Annotated in this window: 15 protein-coding genes; 8 read left to right on the top strand and 7 right to left on the bottom strand. The window is 71.8% G+C overall.

All coding sequences use genetic code 11. From position 1 onward, the window contains the following. Positions 1–109 precede the first annotated feature (109 nt). Together AB0I67_RS27445 and AB0I67_RS27450 are read left to right on the top strand one after the other, a co-directional pair. Positions 110–1,315: a helix-turn-helix domain-containing protein gene (locus tag AB0I67_RS27445; RefSeq protein ID WP_357928757.1), complete on the top strand. Its 1,206-nt coding sequence runs from the start codon at positions 110–112 to the stop codon at positions 1,313–1,315. Between the two features lie 13 nt (positions 1,316–1,328). Next, positions 1,329–2,546, top strand: coding sequence for a low temperature requirement protein A (locus tag AB0I67_RS27450; RefSeq protein WP_357928760.1), 1,218 nt, complete (start codon positions 1,329–1,331; stop codon positions 2,544–2,546). Here AB0I67_RS27450 and AB0I67_RS27455 read toward each other — a convergent pair. Beyond that, on the bottom strand, positions 2,543–3,394 hold the full coding sequence (locus AB0I67_RS27455) for an aldo/keto reductase (RefSeq protein WP_357928762.1): 852 nt from the start codon (positions 3,392–3,394) through the stop codon (positions 2,543–2,545). The two genes, AB0I67_RS27450 and AB0I67_RS27455, sit on opposite strands and share 4 nt — an antisense overlap. Positions 3,395–3,425: 31 nt before the next feature. Further along, a complete protein-coding gene (locus AB0I67_RS27460; protein WP_357928765.1) occupies positions 3,426–4,013 on the bottom strand; it encodes a TetR family transcriptional regulator in 588 nt (195 codons plus the stop codon). A gap of 31 nt (positions 4,014–4,044) precedes the next feature. Between AB0I67_RS27460 and AB0I67_RS27465 the strand changes: the two genes are divergently transcribed. Both AB0I67_RS27465 and AB0I67_RS27470 read left to right on the top strand, forming a co-directional pair. Next, positions 4,045–4,632, top strand: a complete 588-nt coding sequence (locus tag AB0I67_RS27465; protein ID WP_357928768.1) for a DUF2867 domain-containing protein — start codon at positions 4,045–4,047, stop codon at positions 4,630–4,632. Next, positions 4,629–4,910, top strand: a complete 282-nt coding sequence (locus tag AB0I67_RS27470) for an antibiotic biosynthesis monooxygenase (RefSeq protein ID WP_357928771.1) — start codon at positions 4,629–4,631, stop codon at positions 4,908–4,910. The genes AB0I67_RS27465 and AB0I67_RS27470 overlap by 4 nt, the downstream gene beginning before the upstream one ends. Here the strand turns inward: AB0I67_RS27470 and AB0I67_RS27475 are convergent. Both AB0I67_RS27475 and AB0I67_RS27480 read right to left on the bottom strand, forming a co-directional pair. Continuing rightward, complete coding sequence (locus AB0I67_RS27475) at positions 4,888–5,157, bottom strand: hypothetical protein (RefSeq protein WP_357928773.1); 270 nt, start codon at positions 5,155–5,157, stop codon at positions 4,888–4,890. The two genes, AB0I67_RS27470 and AB0I67_RS27475, sit on opposite strands and share 23 nt — an antisense overlap. Before the next feature lie 150 nt (positions 5,158–5,307). Continuing rightward, positions 5,308–6,390, bottom strand: a complete 1,083-nt coding sequence (locus tag AB0I67_RS27480) for a LacI family DNA-binding transcriptional regulator (RefSeq protein WP_357928776.1) — start codon at positions 6,388–6,390, stop codon at positions 5,308–5,310. Positions 6,391–6,573: 183 nt separating this feature from the next. On the opposite strand from AB0I67_RS27480, the gene AB0I67_RS27485 reads away from it, so the two are divergent. Genes AB0I67_RS27485 through AB0I67_RS27495 form a run of 3 tightly spaced genes read left to right on the top strand, consistent with a single transcriptional unit; the run spans position 6,574 to position 9,744 of the window. Next, complete coding sequence (locus AB0I67_RS27485; RefSeq protein ID WP_357928779.1) at positions 6,574–7,455, top strand: sugar ABC transporter permease; 882 nt, start codon at positions 6,574–6,576, stop codon at positions 7,453–7,455. Between the two features lie 2 nt (positions 7,456–7,457). Continuing rightward, complete coding sequence (locus AB0I67_RS27490) at positions 7,458–8,351, top strand: carbohydrate ABC transporter permease (protein WP_357928782.1); 894 nt, start codon at positions 7,458–7,460, stop codon at positions 8,349–8,351. A 58-nt stretch (positions 8,352–8,409) separates the two neighbouring features. Further along, positions 8,410–9,744, top strand: coding sequence for a sugar ABC transporter substrate-binding protein (locus tag AB0I67_RS27495; protein ID WP_357928785.1), 1,335 nt, complete (start codon positions 8,410–8,412; stop codon positions 9,742–9,744). Positions 9,745–9,796: 52 nt separating this feature from the next. On the opposite strand, the gene AB0I67_RS27500 is transcribed toward AB0I67_RS27495, so the two are convergent. Beyond that, positions 9,797–11,809 carry a beta-galactosidase gene (locus AB0I67_RS27500; protein WP_357928788.1) on the bottom strand — a complete coding sequence of 671 codons (2,013 nt, stop codon included), beginning with the start codon at positions 11,807–11,809 and terminating at the stop codon, positions 9,797–9,799. 100 nt (positions 11,810–11,909) lie between these two features. Continuing rightward, positions 11,910–13,079 (bottom strand): FAD-dependent monooxygenase, encoded by a 1,170-nt coding sequence (locus tag AB0I67_RS27505; RefSeq protein WP_357928791.1) that lies wholly within the window; start codon positions 13,077–13,079, stop codon positions 11,910–11,912. A 60-nt stretch (positions 13,080–13,139) separates the two neighbouring features. Between AB0I67_RS27505 and AB0I67_RS27510 the strand changes: the two genes are divergently transcribed. Further along, complete coding sequence (locus AB0I67_RS27510; protein WP_357928793.1) at positions 13,140–13,709, top strand: TetR/AcrR family transcriptional regulator; 570 nt, start codon at positions 13,140–13,142, stop codon at positions 13,707–13,709. On the opposite strand, the gene AB0I67_RS27515 is transcribed toward AB0I67_RS27510, so the two are convergent. Continuing rightward, positions 13,706–14,644: a helix-turn-helix domain-containing protein gene (locus AB0I67_RS27515; RefSeq protein ID WP_357928795.1), complete on the bottom strand. Its 939-nt coding sequence runs from the start codon at positions 14,642–14,644 to the stop codon at positions 13,706–13,708. The genes AB0I67_RS27510 and AB0I67_RS27515 overlap by 4 nt on opposite strands. Positions 14,645–14,667: the final 23 nt, after the last annotated feature.

The following is a 14,667-nucleotide window of genomic DNA, read 5'->3' on the forward strand; positions in this document are numbered from 1 at the left end:
GCGCGCTGCCCACCGGGCCGCGGCCCTCGCTGTGCACCTGCACAACGTCAGATCACGAATCGCTACAGAACCTTGTTCTGGGATTGGCGCGGATGGCAGTCTCGGGAGAATGCGTCCCCCCACAGCCGTGGACGACGACGTCCGCCAGACGTTGCGCGCCGCCGCCCGGGCCCTGCTCGGACGCCTGCCCGAGCTGACCGACGAGCTGGTCGACCGGGTGCGAGGCGGTGACGAGACCTACTGCGCCCACGTGCCCTACGACGAGCACTGGGACAGCACGCTCGAAGGCATCCGCCTGGGCATCACGGCCATCCTGCAGCCGCCCGGCGAGCGCCGCGACCTGACCTTCACCGCGCAGATGGCCCGCCGCCGGGCCGAGCAGGGACTGCCGCTCGACTCGCTGCTGCGGCTGTACCGGCTGGCCGGGCAGGTCATCTGGTCGGCGATCACCGAGTACACCGAACGCGAGTGCCCAGAACGCCTCGGCATCCTGGTGCGCGCGGCGAGCCACGTCTGGCACGCCATCGACCGGCAGGCCCTGGTCGCCGGCGACACCTACCGCCGCCGCGAGCGCGAGCTGCTCGAACGCAGCGAGGAACGGGTCGGCGCGCTGCTCGACGCCCTGCTCAACGGCGCCGCGGAGCCGGCCGTCGTGCGCTCCGTCGCCGCCGCGTTCGACCTGCCCGAACGCGGGAACTACGCGGTCGTGGCGGTGCGCTTCCCGCGCCGCGGCTCCGGCCTCGACGGGCGGCGGCCGGTCGAGCTCGGCGCGATCCGGCTGCTGTGGCGGATGCGCGCCGGGCACGAGGTCGCCGTCGCGGTGCTCGGCCAGGCCACGCTGGACGACCTGTGCCGCGAACTCAGCGTGATCGTCGGCGGCGTCGCCGGGGTCAGCCCGGTCGCCGGCGGCCTCGCCGAGCTGGGCCTGGCCTACGAGCTGGCCTGCCTGGCGCTGCGCACCTGCGCCGACCGCGGCCCCGAGATCGCCCGGCTGGACCAGCGGGTGCCGGCCGTCCTGGTCATCAGCCAGCCGGACATCTCCCGGCACCTGGTCGAAGGCGTGCTCCGCCCGCTGCTCGCCCTGGAACCGGCCGACCGTGACACCCTCCTGACCACCCTGGAGACCTGGCTGGCCTGCGACGGCTCCGCCGCCCGCGCCGCCGGCCGGCTGTTCTGCCACCGCAACACGATCATCAACCGGATGCGCCGCATCGAGCAGCTCACCGGACGCTCGCTGAGCCGCCCCGGCGACCTGGTCGACGTCGCCCTCGCCCTCGAAGCCGCCCGCCTGCTCGACCACGGCCAGCCGGACTGATTACGCTCAGTGAGTGACCGCATCGGGGGAGAGGCACGCGAGCTGGCTGGAACTCTTCTTCGACCTGGTCGTCGTGGCCGCCGTGGTGCAGCTCGCGCACCGCCTGCACGACCCCTCCTGGGCCGGGGCCACGGTCACCCTGACGCTCTTCTACGCCATCTGGAGCGTCTGGATCTCCTACACGCTCTACGCCAACGTCGCCGCCACCCGGACCCGCACCCGGTCGATCCTGATCGGCATGTTCGGCATCGCGGTCATGGCCGCCGCCGTGCCCGGCGTCGGCAACCGGCTGCCCGAGGTGCAGGACACCCGCGACTTCGCCTTCGCCGTGGCGTACGTGATCTGCCGCTTCACCGCCGCCGGCACCTTCCGCAAGGCCGGCACGGTCATGACCTCCTGGCCTACCGCCCAGCTCAGCCGCGGCCTGGCGCTCGGGCCGTGGATCCTGTCGATCTGGTTCGACGCGCCGGTCACCTACCAGCTCTGGTTCGTCGGCATCGTGCTCGACATTCTGGTCTCCGTCCGCCGCAGCCGCGACCCCGAGCGGATCATGGCCAGGGTCAGGAAGAAGCAGGCCCGGCACAAGGGCCGCGACCCCCTCGCCACCCGCGGCGTCCTCGACCCCGAGCACCTCGGCGAGCGGCTCGGCCTGTTCACCATCATCGTCCTGGGCGAGGCGGTCATGCAGGTCGTCATCGGCGCGGCCAAGGTGGCCTGGGACCTGGAGCTCGGGCTGGTCGCCGTGGCCGGCTTCGCGCTGGTGGTCTCCCTGTGGTGGCTCACCTTCCAGTACGGCGTGAGCGCCGCCCCGCAACGCCTGGGCGGCGCGGCCCTGCGGCCCAGCGTCGCGCTCACCGCGCACTTCTTCATGACCGCCGGCATCGTCGCCCTGGCCGCCGGGCTCGGCGTCACCGCCGAGAACCCGGACACCGCGCTGCCTCCGGCGGTCGCCTGGCTGATGTGCGCCGGCCTCAGCCTCAACCTCGCCGCCTCGGCCGCCCTCGGCACAGCCAACGGCGCCGGGCGGCGCTGGACCTGGGGCTATGCCGTACCGACCGCTCTGCTGCCGCTCGCCGTCGGGCTCTTCGGCCTCGACCTGGACGGCTGGCTCGTGGTGACGCTCCTGGTGCTGGCCCCGCTCTGGCGCATCCGCTACCGCCCGTCCGGCGACCAGACCGGAGCGCGGTCCAGCGCCGGGCCGGACGCCGGACCGCCGCTCCCCGCGACCTAGCTGTCCGACCAGCGCGCCGACAGGGCCGTGACCTGCTCGGGGGTGAGCTTGACGTCGAGCGCGCCGAGGTTGTCCTCCAGGTGCGCGACGGAGGTGGTGCCGGGGATCGGGACGACGGCCGGCGACAGGTGCAGCAGCCAGGCGAGGGCGAGCTGGGCCGGCGTGGCGTCGTGGGCGGCGGCGAGCTGGGCGAGTTCCCCGCCGGGCGCGGTGAGCTCGCCCCGGCCCAGCGGGAAGAACGGGACGAAGGCGATGCCCTCCCGCTCGCAGTACGCGACGGTGTCCAGGTAGCGCTGGCGGGTGAGGTTGAGGATGTTCTGGACGCTCGCCACCGGGGCCAGCTTCTGCACGGCGGCGATCTCGGTCGCGGTCACCTCCGACAGCCCGATGTGCCGGATCTTGCCTTCGGCGCGGAGCGCGTCGAGCTCGCCGATCTGGTCCTCCAGCGGCACGCCGGGGTCGATGCGGTGCAGGTGGTAGAGGTCGATCCGGTCGAGCTTGAGGCGGCGCAGGCTCATCTCCACGCACTGCCGCAGGTACTCGGGACGGCCGACCGCCTGCCACCGGTCGGGGCCCTGCCGGGTGAGGCCGCCCTTGGTGGAGATCACCAGGCCCTCGGGATAGGGGTGCAGGGCCTCGGCCACCAGCGACTCGGCGACGTGCGGGCCGTAGGAGTCGGCGGTGTCGATCAGCGTCACGCCGAGCTCGACCGCCCGCCGGAGCACTCGCAGCGCGCCGGCGTGGTCGGCCGGCTCGCCCCAGATGCCGGGGCCGGTCAGGCGCATGGTGCCGAAGCCGAGACGGGAGACGGGCAGGTCGCCGCCGAGGAGGAAGGGGGTTCGCGTCATGGCGGGACCTCACCACGTTCCACGGAGCTTGTCACCTGGTTTTCCCGGCTCTGGTCTGCTCGGCCGGCGCGGCGCCCTCGACCAGGAACCGGAGCGCGCCCAGGGCCTGGCCGAAGTCGACCTGCTCGGGAGCGAGCAGCCACTGCTGGTGGATGCCGATCCCCGCGCCGATCACCGCGACGGCCAGCGCGTCCACCGGCACCTCGGGCGGCAGCGCCCGGGTCTCCAGCCAGCGCCGGCAGTGCTCGCGCAGCGCGGCGTGGATCTCGGCGTAGCGCTCGCGGATGGGGGAGTCGGGCTCCAGCGCCTCGACCAGGAGCGTCACGAACAGCTTGGTGGTCGGTGTGGCCAGCAGCGCCTCGATCCCCACCTCGAACGCCTCGGGCGGAGCCTGGGCCAGGGTGGCGCGTACCCGCTCCATCGAGCGCTCCAGTACGGCCAGCAGCAGGCCCTCCTTGCTGCCGAAGTGCCACGGGATGGAGCCGCGGCTGATGCCGGAGCGGGCGGCGACGTCGATGAAGGTCGTCTGCCGGTAGCCCTTCTCCGCGAACAGCTCGGCCGCCGCGGCGAGGATCAGCTCCCGGCTCTCCTGGCTGGTCTGCTCTCGTCGTGTTGTCACGCCACCTCCTCTGTGCTACCAATCATATTCTATGTTGACCAACACAGGACGTCTGCCGGACACCGCCCACACGGCGCAGCCCTGGCGCATCCACGCCCTCGTCCCCGACTTCCGGCTGGAGGACGTCTGGGCGCTGCCCACCCCCGGCGGCCCCGGCGATCTCGACCGCCTCGTCCGCCAGATGGCCGGCGGGCCGGGCGACTTCACCGGCGCCGCCCGGGCGCTCTTCGCCCTGCGCTGGAAGCTCGGCCGGTGGTTCGGCTGGGACGCCCCCGAGACCCGCGTCGGCGCCCGCGTCGAGAGCCTGCGCGCCCGGCTGCCCGCCGACCTGCTGAGCTCGCCCGGCCCCGACCTGGCCGCGGTGCCGCTGACCTCGGTGTTCCTGACCGGCACCGAATGGGCGGCCGAACTGGCCAACCGCACCGTGCACACCGTCATGCACATCGGCTGGGTGCCCACCCCCGAAGGCGGCCACCGAGGCCAGATGGCCGTGCTGGTCAAGCCCAACGGGGCCTTCGGGCGGGCCTACATGGCCGCCATCCGGCCCTTCCGCCACCTGATCGTCGACCCCGCCCTCGTCCGGCTCATCGGACGCGGCTGGCAGAGGAGTGCCGCATGAAAGTCGGGATGATCGCCCACCACTACCCGCACCCCGACCACCGTGACGCGTTCGTCGCCCGGGTCCAGGATGTCGCCGCGTTCTTCCGGGCCCGGCCCGGGTGCCTGTCGGCCGAGTGCTGGCTGACCGACGACGCGGTCGTGTCCATCGTCCGCTGGGAGTCGGACGCGGCCTTCGCCGCCTCCTTCGCCTCCGTGGGCGAGGCCACCGGCCTGGACGTGGCCTACGACGACCGGGAGGTACGGCCCCGCGAGATCATCCGGCTCGTCGAGCCCTGACCTCGGTCCCGGACAGCCGTTCGTGCAAGGTGCGCCCGTCGGGGTCCGCCAGCGACCACATCGCGTCCAGCGCCACGCTGACAACGAGGTAGTCGGCGAGCAGGGCCGTGATCCGTCGCCAGGTCAGCCCCAGCTCGGGACGCCAGGTGACGCACAGCACGAGCGCGGCGGCGCTCAGCCGGAAGACCTGGTCGGTGCCCCAGGCCCTCGCCACGGTGGCGAACCACTCGGCGCTGAGGAGCGGCACAGGGCCGCCGCACTCTTCCGGTGATGCCAGGTACCAGGGCGTCATGGGTCCAAGGACGGCGATCAGGATGAGCCCGGCGGCCACCCTGCGCCCCACCCGGCCCCGATCCAGGCCGCTCAGACAGGCCGCCAGCCCGAGGTGCGGATCACCCTAGCGAGCCGGTGGGGCGGTGCTGGCGCGGGTGATCAACCGGGTGGGCACGAGGTCGGTGCCGGGTTCGCCGGGCAGGCCCAGGCTGATCTGCTGCAGCACCCGCTCCACGCACCGCCGGCCGACCTCGGTGAAGTCCTGGTGGACGGTGGTGAGCGGGGGCGCGAAGTGCGCGGCGTCGGGGATGTCGTCGAACCCGACGACGCTGATCTGTCCCGGCACCGGGCGCCCGCGCTCGTGGAAGGCGCGCAGCAGCCCGAGGGCCATGTGGTCGTTGGCCGCGAAGACGGCGGTGCAGTCGGGTTCCTCGGCCAGCAGCAGGCCCGCGGCGTAGCCGGAGTCGGGCGACCAGTCGCCGTGCAGGGGTGGCGGCACGGGCCGGCCCGCCTGCTCCAGGGCGGTGCGCCAGGCTTCGGTCCGGCGCTGGCTGGCGTAGGAGGTCTCCGGCCCGGTGACGTGCCAGACCGTACGGTGACCCAGGTCGAGCAGGTGGTGGACGGCCCGCCGCGCGCCGTCGGCCTGGTCGGTGTCGACGACGCTGTAGCGGTCGCCGGCGTCGGAGTCGACCACCACGACGTGCACGCCCGGCGGCAGGGTGACCGTACCGGCGTCGAGCAGGTGGATCTCCAGGATGACGATGACGGCGTCCACCGCGAGTTCGCCCATGCGGGTGAAGGCGCCCAGGACGTTGTCCTGGGTGGGGATGTCGACGGGGATGAGGGTGATCGCGTAGCCCTCGGCGGCGGCGTGGGTGGCGATGGCCTCGACGGTCCGGCTGTTGCCGGTGGAGGCCAGGTTGAAGAGGATCACGCCGATGGTGTTGAACTGCCCGTAGCGCAGGGCGCGGGCGGCGCTGTTGGGCCGGTAGCCCAGTTCGCGCATGGCGCGCAGCACGTGTTCGCGGGTGGCTTCGATGACGTTGGGGTGCCCGTTGGCCACCCGGGAGACGGTTTGGGAGGAGACGCCCGCCAGCTTGGCGACGTCGGCCATGGAGACCCGCTGCTTGCGCCGGCCACCGGGGATGCCCGACCCGCCCCGCTGCGCACCGCCCTTGGGCAGACCGCCGGACTGCTCCGCCGCCATGTTGTCCTCTCGTTCACCGACCTTGACGATCCGTGTGACAGACTGCCACCATACCGCAGAAGTTTACGTAAACATTTCTGCTCCGATGATCTCGGACGACTCCCGACGGCCATCCGCGAGCCCAGGGTCCACGACAATGTTTACGTAAACATCGCACGATCCGGTTCGAGAGGGAGCGAGACGATGGCGACGAGCGGCTGGAGAGCGCGGTCATGGACGGGCTGGCGATTCGTCGGCCCCTTCATGGCCGTCTTCGCGCTGGTGTTCCTGGCCCCGATCGCCTACTCGATCCACCTCAGCCTCTACCGCACCCGGCTCATCGGCGGCACGTCCTTCGTCGGCCTCGACAACTACGCGAAGGCGCTCACCGACCCGCTGTTCTGGGGCGCCTTCGGCCGGGTGGCGCTCTTCCTGGTCGTGCAGGTGCCGATCATGCTGTTCCTGGCCCTGCTGCTGGCGCTGGCCATCGACAGCGGCCGGCTGTACGGCGCGAGCTTCTTCCGCATCGCCGTCTTCCTGCCCTACGCCGTCCCCGCCGTGGTCGCGGCGCTGATGTGGGGCTTCATGTACGGCACGCGCTTCGGCCTGGTCGGCAACCTGAACGAGGCCCTCGGCCTGTCGCTGCCCGAGCCGCTCGCCCCCGAGTGGATCCTGGCCTCCATCGGCAACATCGTGACCTGGGAGTTCACCGGCTACAACATGCTGATCCTCTACTCCGCGCTGCGCGTCGTGAACCCCTCGCTGTACGAGGCGGCGGCGATCGACGGCGCGGGCCAGGTGCGGATCATCTGGGCGATCAAGCTCCCGGCCCTGCGCGGCGCCCTGATGATCGCCACGATCTTCTCCGTCATCGGCAGCTTCCAGCTCTTCAACGAGCCCAGCATCCTCAAGAGCCTCGCGCCGAACGCGATCACCACCTCCTTCACGCCGAACCTGTACGCCTACTCGCTGTCCTTCGCCGGCCAGCAGTTCGACTACTCCGCCACCGTCGCCATCGTCATGGGGCTGATCACCATGGTCATCGCCTACGTCGTCCAGTTGCGCGGCGCGCGGAAGGGAGCCTGACCATGGCCACCACCAGAACCGCCAAGCCTCTGGTCGTCCGCCGCCGGGCCAGGGGCGGCCGGCGCAGCGTCGTGCTGACCGTGCTGACCGGCCTCATGCTCGTCTACACGCTGCTCCCGCTGGCCTGGCTGCTGATCAACGCCACCAAGACGCAGGAGGGCCTGCTCGGCTCCTTCGGCCTGTGGTTCGCCGACGACTTCGCCCTGTTCGACAACATCGCCACCACGCTGACCTACGACGGCGGCATCTTCACCCGCTGGCTGCTCAACACCGTGCTCTACGTCGTGGTCGGCGCGGGCGGCGCGACGCTGTTGGCCACCGTGGCGGGGTACGGCCTGGCCAAGTTCGACTTCCCCGGGAAGAAGGCGGTCTTCGCCGTCGTCATCGGCGCGGTCGCCGTGCCCGGGACCGCGCTGGCGGTGCCGACGTTCCTGATGTTCTCCAACCTGGGGCTTACCGACACCCCCTGGGCGATCATCGTCCCCTCGCTGATCACGCCGTTCGGGCTCTACCTGATGTGGACCTACGCGGCGGAAGCCGTACCGGGCGAGGTGCTGGAGTCGGCGCGGGTGGACGGGGCGGGGGAGTTCCGCACCTTCTTCCGGATCAGCCTGCCGCTGCTGGCCCCCGGGATCGTCACGGTGCTGCTGTTCTCCGTGGTCACGACGTGGAACAACTACTTCCTGCCGCTGATCATGCTCAAGGATCCCGCGTGGTACCCGCTGACGCTCGGGCTCAACAGCTGGAACGCCCAGGCCGCCACCGCGGGCGGTGAGGCGATCTTCCACCTCGTCATCACCGGATCACTGCTCACCATCATCCCGCTGATCGTGGCGTTCCTGCTGCTCCAGCGGTACTGGCAGTCGGGCCTGGCCGCCGGAAGCGTGAAGGAGTGACCCGCGTCCGGCCCGACCGCTCATCCCTCCACAGGTACACCCACGAAAGGGAAGTCCCATGACGATGTCCCGTCGCAGCCTGGCGGGCGCGGCGCTGGCGCTCTGCCTGGCCGCCGCGGCCTGTGGCTCGGGCGACACCGCGACGCCGAGTCCCGCCGCGGCCTCCGACACCGACCTCAAGGCGGCGCTGGAGGCCGGTGGCACGATCAAGGTGTGGGCCTGGGAGCCCACGCTCAAGCAGGTGGCCGCCGGTTTCCAGGCCAAGTACCCGAAGGTCCAGGTCGAGCTGGTCAACGCCGGCACCGGCAACGACCAGTACACGGCGCTGCAGAACGCGGTCAAGGCCGGTTCCGGCGTCCCGGACGTGGCGCAGCTCGAGTACTACGCGTTGCCGCAGTTCGCGCTGGCCAAGGGCGTGACCGACCTGAGCGCGTTCGGCGCCGGCCAGCTCGACGGCACCTTCACCCCGGGCCCGTGGAACGCGGTGCGCTCCGCCCAGGGCGTCCACGGCCTGCCCATGGACTCCGGGCCGATGGCGCTCTTCTACAACAAGGAGGTCTTCGACAAGCACGGGATCGCCGTGCCGGCGACCTGGGAGGAGTACCTGGCCGCCGCCAAGAAGCTGCACGAGGCCGACCCCAAGGCCTACATCACCAACGACACCGGCGACGCCGGCTTCACCACCAGCATGATCTGGCAGGCGGGCGGCAAGCCGTACAAGGTGGACGGCACGAAGGTCGGCATCGACTTCGCGGCCGACCCGGGCACGCAGAAGTTCGCCGCCGCCTGGCAGCAGCTCGTCAGCGGCAAGCTGGTCGCGCCGATCAGCTCCTGGAGCGACGAGTGGTACAAGGGCCTGGGTGACGGCACGATCGCGACGCTGGTGATCGGCGCCTGGATGCCGGCCAACCTGGAGTCGGGCGTCAAGGCCGGCGCGGGCAAGTGGCGGGTGGCGCCGATGCCGCAGTGGGAGGCAGGCGGCAAGGCCAGCGCGGAGAACGGCGGCAGCTCGCTGGCCGTCCCCGAGGCCTCGGCGAACAAGAAGCTCGCCTACGCGTTCGTGAAGTACGCCACGGTGGAGGAGGGCGTGCAGACCCGCGTGGACGCCGGCGCCTTCCCGGCCACCACCGCGCAGCTCAACGCCCCGGCCTTCACCGGCAAGGAGTTCCCGTACTTCGGCGGCCAGAAGGTCAACGAGGTGCTGGCGGCCTCGGCCGCGCAGGTCGCCGCCGGCTGGTCCTACCTGCCCTTCCAGGTCTACGCCAACAGCGTCTTCAACGACACCGTCGGCAAGGCGTACGTGGACGGCTCCACCACGCTGCTCGGCGGGCTGAAGAGCTGGCAGGACGCCTCGCTCAAGTACGGCCAGGAGCAGGGCTTCAGCGTCCAGTAGCCAGGCGTGCGGAAGGGGCCGGTCACGGGGGTGACCGGCCCCTTCTGCGTCCTCAGCGGGCGCGGCGCAGGACGGTGACCTGGCGCGGGCCCAGAACCGGCCCGCCGATCAGGACCTCGCCGTCGATCCCGTCCAGCTCGACGGGGTCGTCGGTGCGGTTGATGAGGAACCAGTAGTCGGCGTCGGCGCCGGTGCGGACGGCCAGCTCGACCCGGCCGCCGAGGCCGTGCTCGGGCCGCACGCCGCTGACGGCCAGCAGGTGCTCCAGCACCGGGGCCAGCCCGCCGGGCCCGAGCCGGGTGGAGACGTAGGAGGCGGAGCCGGTGCCGGCCAGGCGGGTGGTGATCGCGGGCCGGCCGACCTGCTCGCCGGTGGTGTAGCCGGCGACGACCTTGACGTCGGGGTCGGCGAGGTCGATCCGGTCGGTCCACAGGCTGCCGCGCACGCCGAGGTCGAGCTCGACCTCGGCCCCGTCGGGCAGCGGCCCGAACTCCTCGATGCGCAGGCCGAGCAGCTCGCGCAACGCGCCGGGGTAGCCGCCGAGCCAGGCATGACCGTGCTCGTCGACGATGCCGGAGAAGTAGGTCGTCACCAGGTGCCCGCCGCCGGCCACGAAGCCGGCGAGCCGGTCGGCCAGCTCCTGCGGCACCACGTGCAGGATCGGCGCGACGACCAGCGAGTAGCCCTCGAAGGCCTCCCGCACGCCGACCACGTCGGCGCGCACGCCGGCCTCCAGGAGAGCGGTGTACCAGTCGAGTGCCTCCTGCCGGTAGCGCAGCCGGGAGGTGGGATGGGAGTCGAGCTCGGCGGCCCACCAGGAGTCCCAGTCGAAGACGATCGCGACCCGGGCGGGCCGGCGGCGCGTGCCGGCGACCGGGGCCAGCGCCCGCAGGGTGGCGCCCAGCTCGACCACCGAGCGGAAGACCGCGCTGTCGGTGCCGGCGTGCGGGACCATCGCCGAGTGGTACATCTCCGCCCCGGCCGCGGACTGGCGCCACTGGAAGAAGCAGACCGCGTCAGCGCCGTAGGCGACGTGCGTGAGCGAGTCGCGGGCCAGGTCGCCGGGGCGCTTGGCGAGGTTGATCGGCTGCCAGTTGACCGCGCTGGTGGAGTGCTCCATCAGGAACCACGGGCGGCCCCCGGCCAGCGAGCCGGTCAGGTTGGCCGAGAACGACAGCTCCTCGCGGGACTGCGGGCCGGCCAGCAGGTAGTGGTCGTTGGCGACGAAGTCCACCTCGGCGGCCCAGTCGGCGTAGTCCATGCCCTTGGTCTCGCCCATGACCATGAAGTTGGTGGTGATCGGGATGTCCGGGGTCAGCTCGCGCAGCAGGTCGCGCTCGGCCCGCAAATGCTCCTTCAGCGCGTCGGAGGAGAAGCGCTTGAAGTCGAGCTGCTGGGTGGGGTTGGCGTAGGAGGCGGCCAGGCGCGGCGGCAGGATCTCGTCCCATTCGCCGTAGCCCTGCGACCAGAACGTGGTGGCCCAGGCGCGGTTCAGCTCGGCGACGCTCCCGTAGCGTTCGCGCAGCCAGGTGCGGAAGGCTCGGGCGGCGTCGTCGGAGTAGTCATAGACGTTGTGGCAGCCCAGTTCGTTGGAGACGTGCCAGGCGGCCAGGGCCGGATGCCTGCCGTACCGTTCGGCCAGGGCGCGCACCAGCCGCAGGGCGTGGGAGCGGAAGACCGGCGAGGTGGGTCGCCAGTGCTGTCGCGCGCCGGGCCACAGGGTGCGTCCCTCGTGGTCCACGGGCAGGATCTCGGGGTGTATGGTGCTCAGCCACGGGGGCGGCGAGGCGGTCGCGGTGGCCAGGTCCACCGCGATGCCGTGCTCATGCAACAGGTCCATGATCTCGTCCAGCCAGCCGAAGTCCCACTCCTCGGGCCGGGGCTGGAGCCTGGCCCAGGAGAAGATCGCCAGGGAGACGATGTTCACCCCGGCGCGGCGCATCTCCCGCACGTCCTCGGCCCAGATCTCCTTCGGCCACTGCTCAGGGTTGTAGTCCGCCCCGTAGCCGATCCGCTCCTCGCCCGAAGGCCAGCGAAGCCACCGGCCGCTGTGGTGTGCAGTCACGTCTGACCCTTCCATATGGTTACGTAAACATCGACGAGTATGGTGGAGCATGGTTACGTAAACAAGCCGGGTGGCGTGCCAGGCACGCCACCCCCGCCTCCTACAGGTAGGACTTGAGCTCGATCCCGTTGGCCGCCTCGCGGATCGGGCCGGCGATGCGCTCGACCATGGCGTTGCGCATGGGCAGCCTGGGCACCAGCGACAACACCTTCATGGAAATCCAGATCGCCACCGCCGACGGCATCACCATGCCCTTGAGGTTGGTGTCGGCCAGCTTCTGGTTCGCCTCGGCGAAGGCCCGCATCTCCCGCTCGTAGCCGGCGAAGCCGTCGCCCCGCGCCAGCTCGCCGGCCAGCACGTAGGCGCCGACCAGCGCGAGGCTGGTGCCCTGGCCGGAGGCGGGGGAGGCGCAGTAGGCGGCGTCGCCGACGAGCACGACCCGGCCGGCGGACCAGGTGTCGAGGTGGATGCGGGTGAGGCTGTCGAAGTAGAAGTCCTGGGCCCGCTCCACGTGCTCGAGCAGCGCCGGGACCTCCCAGCCCAGCCCGCTCATGGCCTCGGCGAGCAGCCGCTTCTGCGCGGCGACGTCTCGGCGGTCGTGGTCGAGCGCCGGCGACGACCACAGGAACAGCGCCTTGGCGTCGGTGGCGGCGCGGGTGCTGTAGACCATGGCGGTCCGGCCGGGCGCCACGTGGCAGGCCTCCTCGCGGTCGAGGCCGAGGTGGTTGGGCACGCTGCAGATGGCGACGTAGTGGCCCATCTCCCGGGCGAAGCGCGACTCGTCGCCGAAGGCGAGCCGGCGGGTGGTGGAGTGCACGCCGTCGGCGCCGACCACGACGTCGAACACGCGGGGCGCGCTGTTTTCGAAGGTGACGGTGCCGTCGTCGGCGATGGCGGTGATCGTGTCGTCGAAGACGTACTCCACCTCGTCCCGGGTCAGGTCGAACAGGAGCCGGTTGAGGTCGCCCCGCATGATCTCCTCGTCCTCGCCCTCCCGGCCGCCGAAGATCGCCGCGTCCATCACCGCGACCGGCTTGCCGGCCCGGTTGTAGTGGGTGGCGTGGCGCATGTCGGTGCTGTGCGCCCTGACCTGGTCGAGCAGGCCCATCCGGCGGATCACGTCGAGGGCGGCGCCGCGGATGTCGACCTTGTAGCCGCCGGGCCGGATGGCCGGGGCGCGCTCGACGACGGTGACGGTGTGGCCGTAGCGGCGCAGCCAGTAGGCGGTCGTGGTGCCGGCGATGCTCGCCCCGGAGATCAGGATGTCCATGCCTCGAACGGTACAACTGTGTAAGACGTTTGTGCAAGACGCTTGTGTTAGGTTGTGGCCATGGGAAACAGGGAGGACCTTCTCGCGGGCGCCAAGCTGTGCTTGGTGGAGAAGGGCTACACGCGCACCACCGCCCGCGACATCGCCACCGCCGCCGGCGTCAGCCTCGCCGGCATCGGTTACCACTTCGGTTCCAAGGAGGCGCTGCTCAACGAGGCGCTCTTCGAGGCGATGCGCGAATGGGGCGACGAGCTCGCCGCCGCGCTGGTCTCGGCCGGCGATCCCGGCGTCGCGCCGATGGCGCGGTTCGAGGCGGCCTGGGAGAAGGTGATGGCCTCGTTCGAGACGCTCAGGCCGCTCTGGCTGACCCAGTTCGAGATCGTCGGGCAGATCGACCACCTGCCCGAGGTGCGGGCCCACCTCGCAGCCGGGCTGAACGCCGGGCGGCTCGGGCTGGCCGAGCTCTTCCACGGGGTGGATCCCGAGGCCGAGCCGGAGCGGGCGCGGCGGCTGGGCTCGTACTACCAGGCCATGCTGAGCGGGCTGCTCATGCAGTGGCTCGTCGACCCGGCCTCGGCCCCGACACCGGCGGAGCTGGCCGCCGCCGTCACCGAGATCATGGGCGTCTAGCCGGTGCGGAAGGCGCGCCGGTAGCTGTCCGGCGGCACGCCGACGACCCGCTTGAACTGGCGGCGCAGCGTCGTCGCCGTCCCCATCCCGGTGGCGACGGCGACCGCCTCGACGCTCTCGTCGGTGGCTTCCAGGAGTTCCTGGGCCCGCCGTACGCGCTGGGTCAGCAGCCACTGCAGCGGCGGCTGGCCGAGCGCCGCCCGGAACAGCCGGCCGAGGTGGCGCGTGCTGGTGTTGGCCCGCCGGGCCAGGTCGCTCACGGTGAGCGGCTGGTCCAGCCGCTCCTGCGCCCAGGCCAGCACCCCCGCCAGCGCGTGATCACCGCCGGCCTGCACCGGCGTGGACACGAACTGCGCCTGCCCGCCGGCTCGATGCGGCGCCATGACCAGCCGCCGCGCGACCGAGTTGGCGATGGCCGCGCCGTGGTCGAGCTGCACCAGGTGCAGGCAGAGATCCACCGCGGCGGCCTTGCCCGCCGCGGTGAGCACGCTGCCGTTGTCGGTGTAGAGCACGTCCGGGTCGACCATCGCCAGCGGGTGCCGCGCGCTCAGTTCCTCGGTGTGCGCCCAGTGCGTCGTGGCGTGCCGCCCGTCGAGCAGCCCGGCCGCGCCCAGCACGAACGCGCCGGTGCACAACGAGGCCACCCGCGCCCCGGCCTCGTGCGCCGCCCGCACCGCGTCGACCACCTCGGCCGCGAGCGGCTCGTCGACGTCCGCGCAGGCCGGGACGATCACCGTGTCCGCGCTCGCCAGCCGGTCCAGCCCGTGCTCGGGCTCCACCAGGAACGGCCCCACCCGCACCGGCCGGGGGCCGCACAGCAGCACCTCGTACCAGCCGTTCGTGGCCTCGCGCGGCGGGTTGCCGAAGATCTCGCAGGCCACGCCGAACTCGAAGTGCAGCAGGTTCCCGGCGGCGAGGAGGGCGACGGTAGGCATGTCCGAAAGTGTACGCATGATGG

Origin of the sequence: Nonomuraea sp. NPDC050310 (assembly GCF_040655795.1) — a bacterium.
In the GTDB taxonomy this organism is placed as follows: Bacteria; Actinomycetota; Actinomycetes; order Streptosporangiales; family Streptosporangiaceae; genus Nonomuraea.

Bases quoted from the DNA above. Each gene is read 5' to 3' on its own strand.
- AB0I67_RS27510 (WP_357928793.1), top strand. From the start codon at position 13,140: ATGGGAAACAGGGAGGACCTTCTCGCGGGCGCCAAGCTGTGCTTGGTG.
- AB0I67_RS27495 (WP_357928785.1), top strand. From the start codon at position 8,410: ATGACGATGTCCCGTCGCAGCCTGGCGGGCGCGGCGCTGGCGCTCTGC.
- AB0I67_RS27480 (WP_357928776.1), bottom strand. From the start codon at position 6,390: ATGGCGGCGGAGCAGTCCGGCGGTCTGCCCAAGGGCGGTGCGCAGCGG.
- AB0I67_RS27470 (WP_357928771.1), top strand. From the start codon at position 4,629: ATGAAAGTCGGGATGATCGCCCACCACTACCCGCACCCCGACCACCGT.
- AB0I67_RS27485 (WP_357928779.1), top strand. From the start codon at position 6,574: ATGGCGACGAGCGGCTGGAGAGCGCGGTCATGGACGGGCTGGCGATTC.
- AB0I67_RS27490 (WP_357928782.1), top strand. From the start codon at position 7,458: ATGGCCACCACCAGAACCGCCAAGCCTCTGGTCGTCCGCCGCCGGGCC.
- AB0I67_RS27505 (WP_357928791.1), bottom strand. From the start codon at position 13,079: ATGGACATCCTGATCTCCGGGGCGAGCATCGCCGGCACCACGACCGCC.
- AB0I67_RS27445 (WP_357928757.1), top strand. From the start codon at position 110: ATGCGTCCCCCCACAGCCGTGGACGACGACGTCCGCCAGACGTTGCGC.
- AB0I67_RS27515 (WP_357928795.1), bottom strand. From the start codon at position 14,644: ATGCCTACCGTCGCCCTCCTCGCCGCCGGGAACCTGCTGCACTTCGAG.
- AB0I67_RS27465 (WP_357928768.1), top strand. From the start codon at position 4,045: ATGTTGACCAACACAGGACGTCTGCCGGACACCGCCCACACGGCGCAG.
- AB0I67_RS27455 (WP_357928762.1), bottom strand. From the start codon at position 3,394: ATGACGCGAACCCCCTTCCTCCTCGGCGGCGACCTGCCCGTCTCCCGT.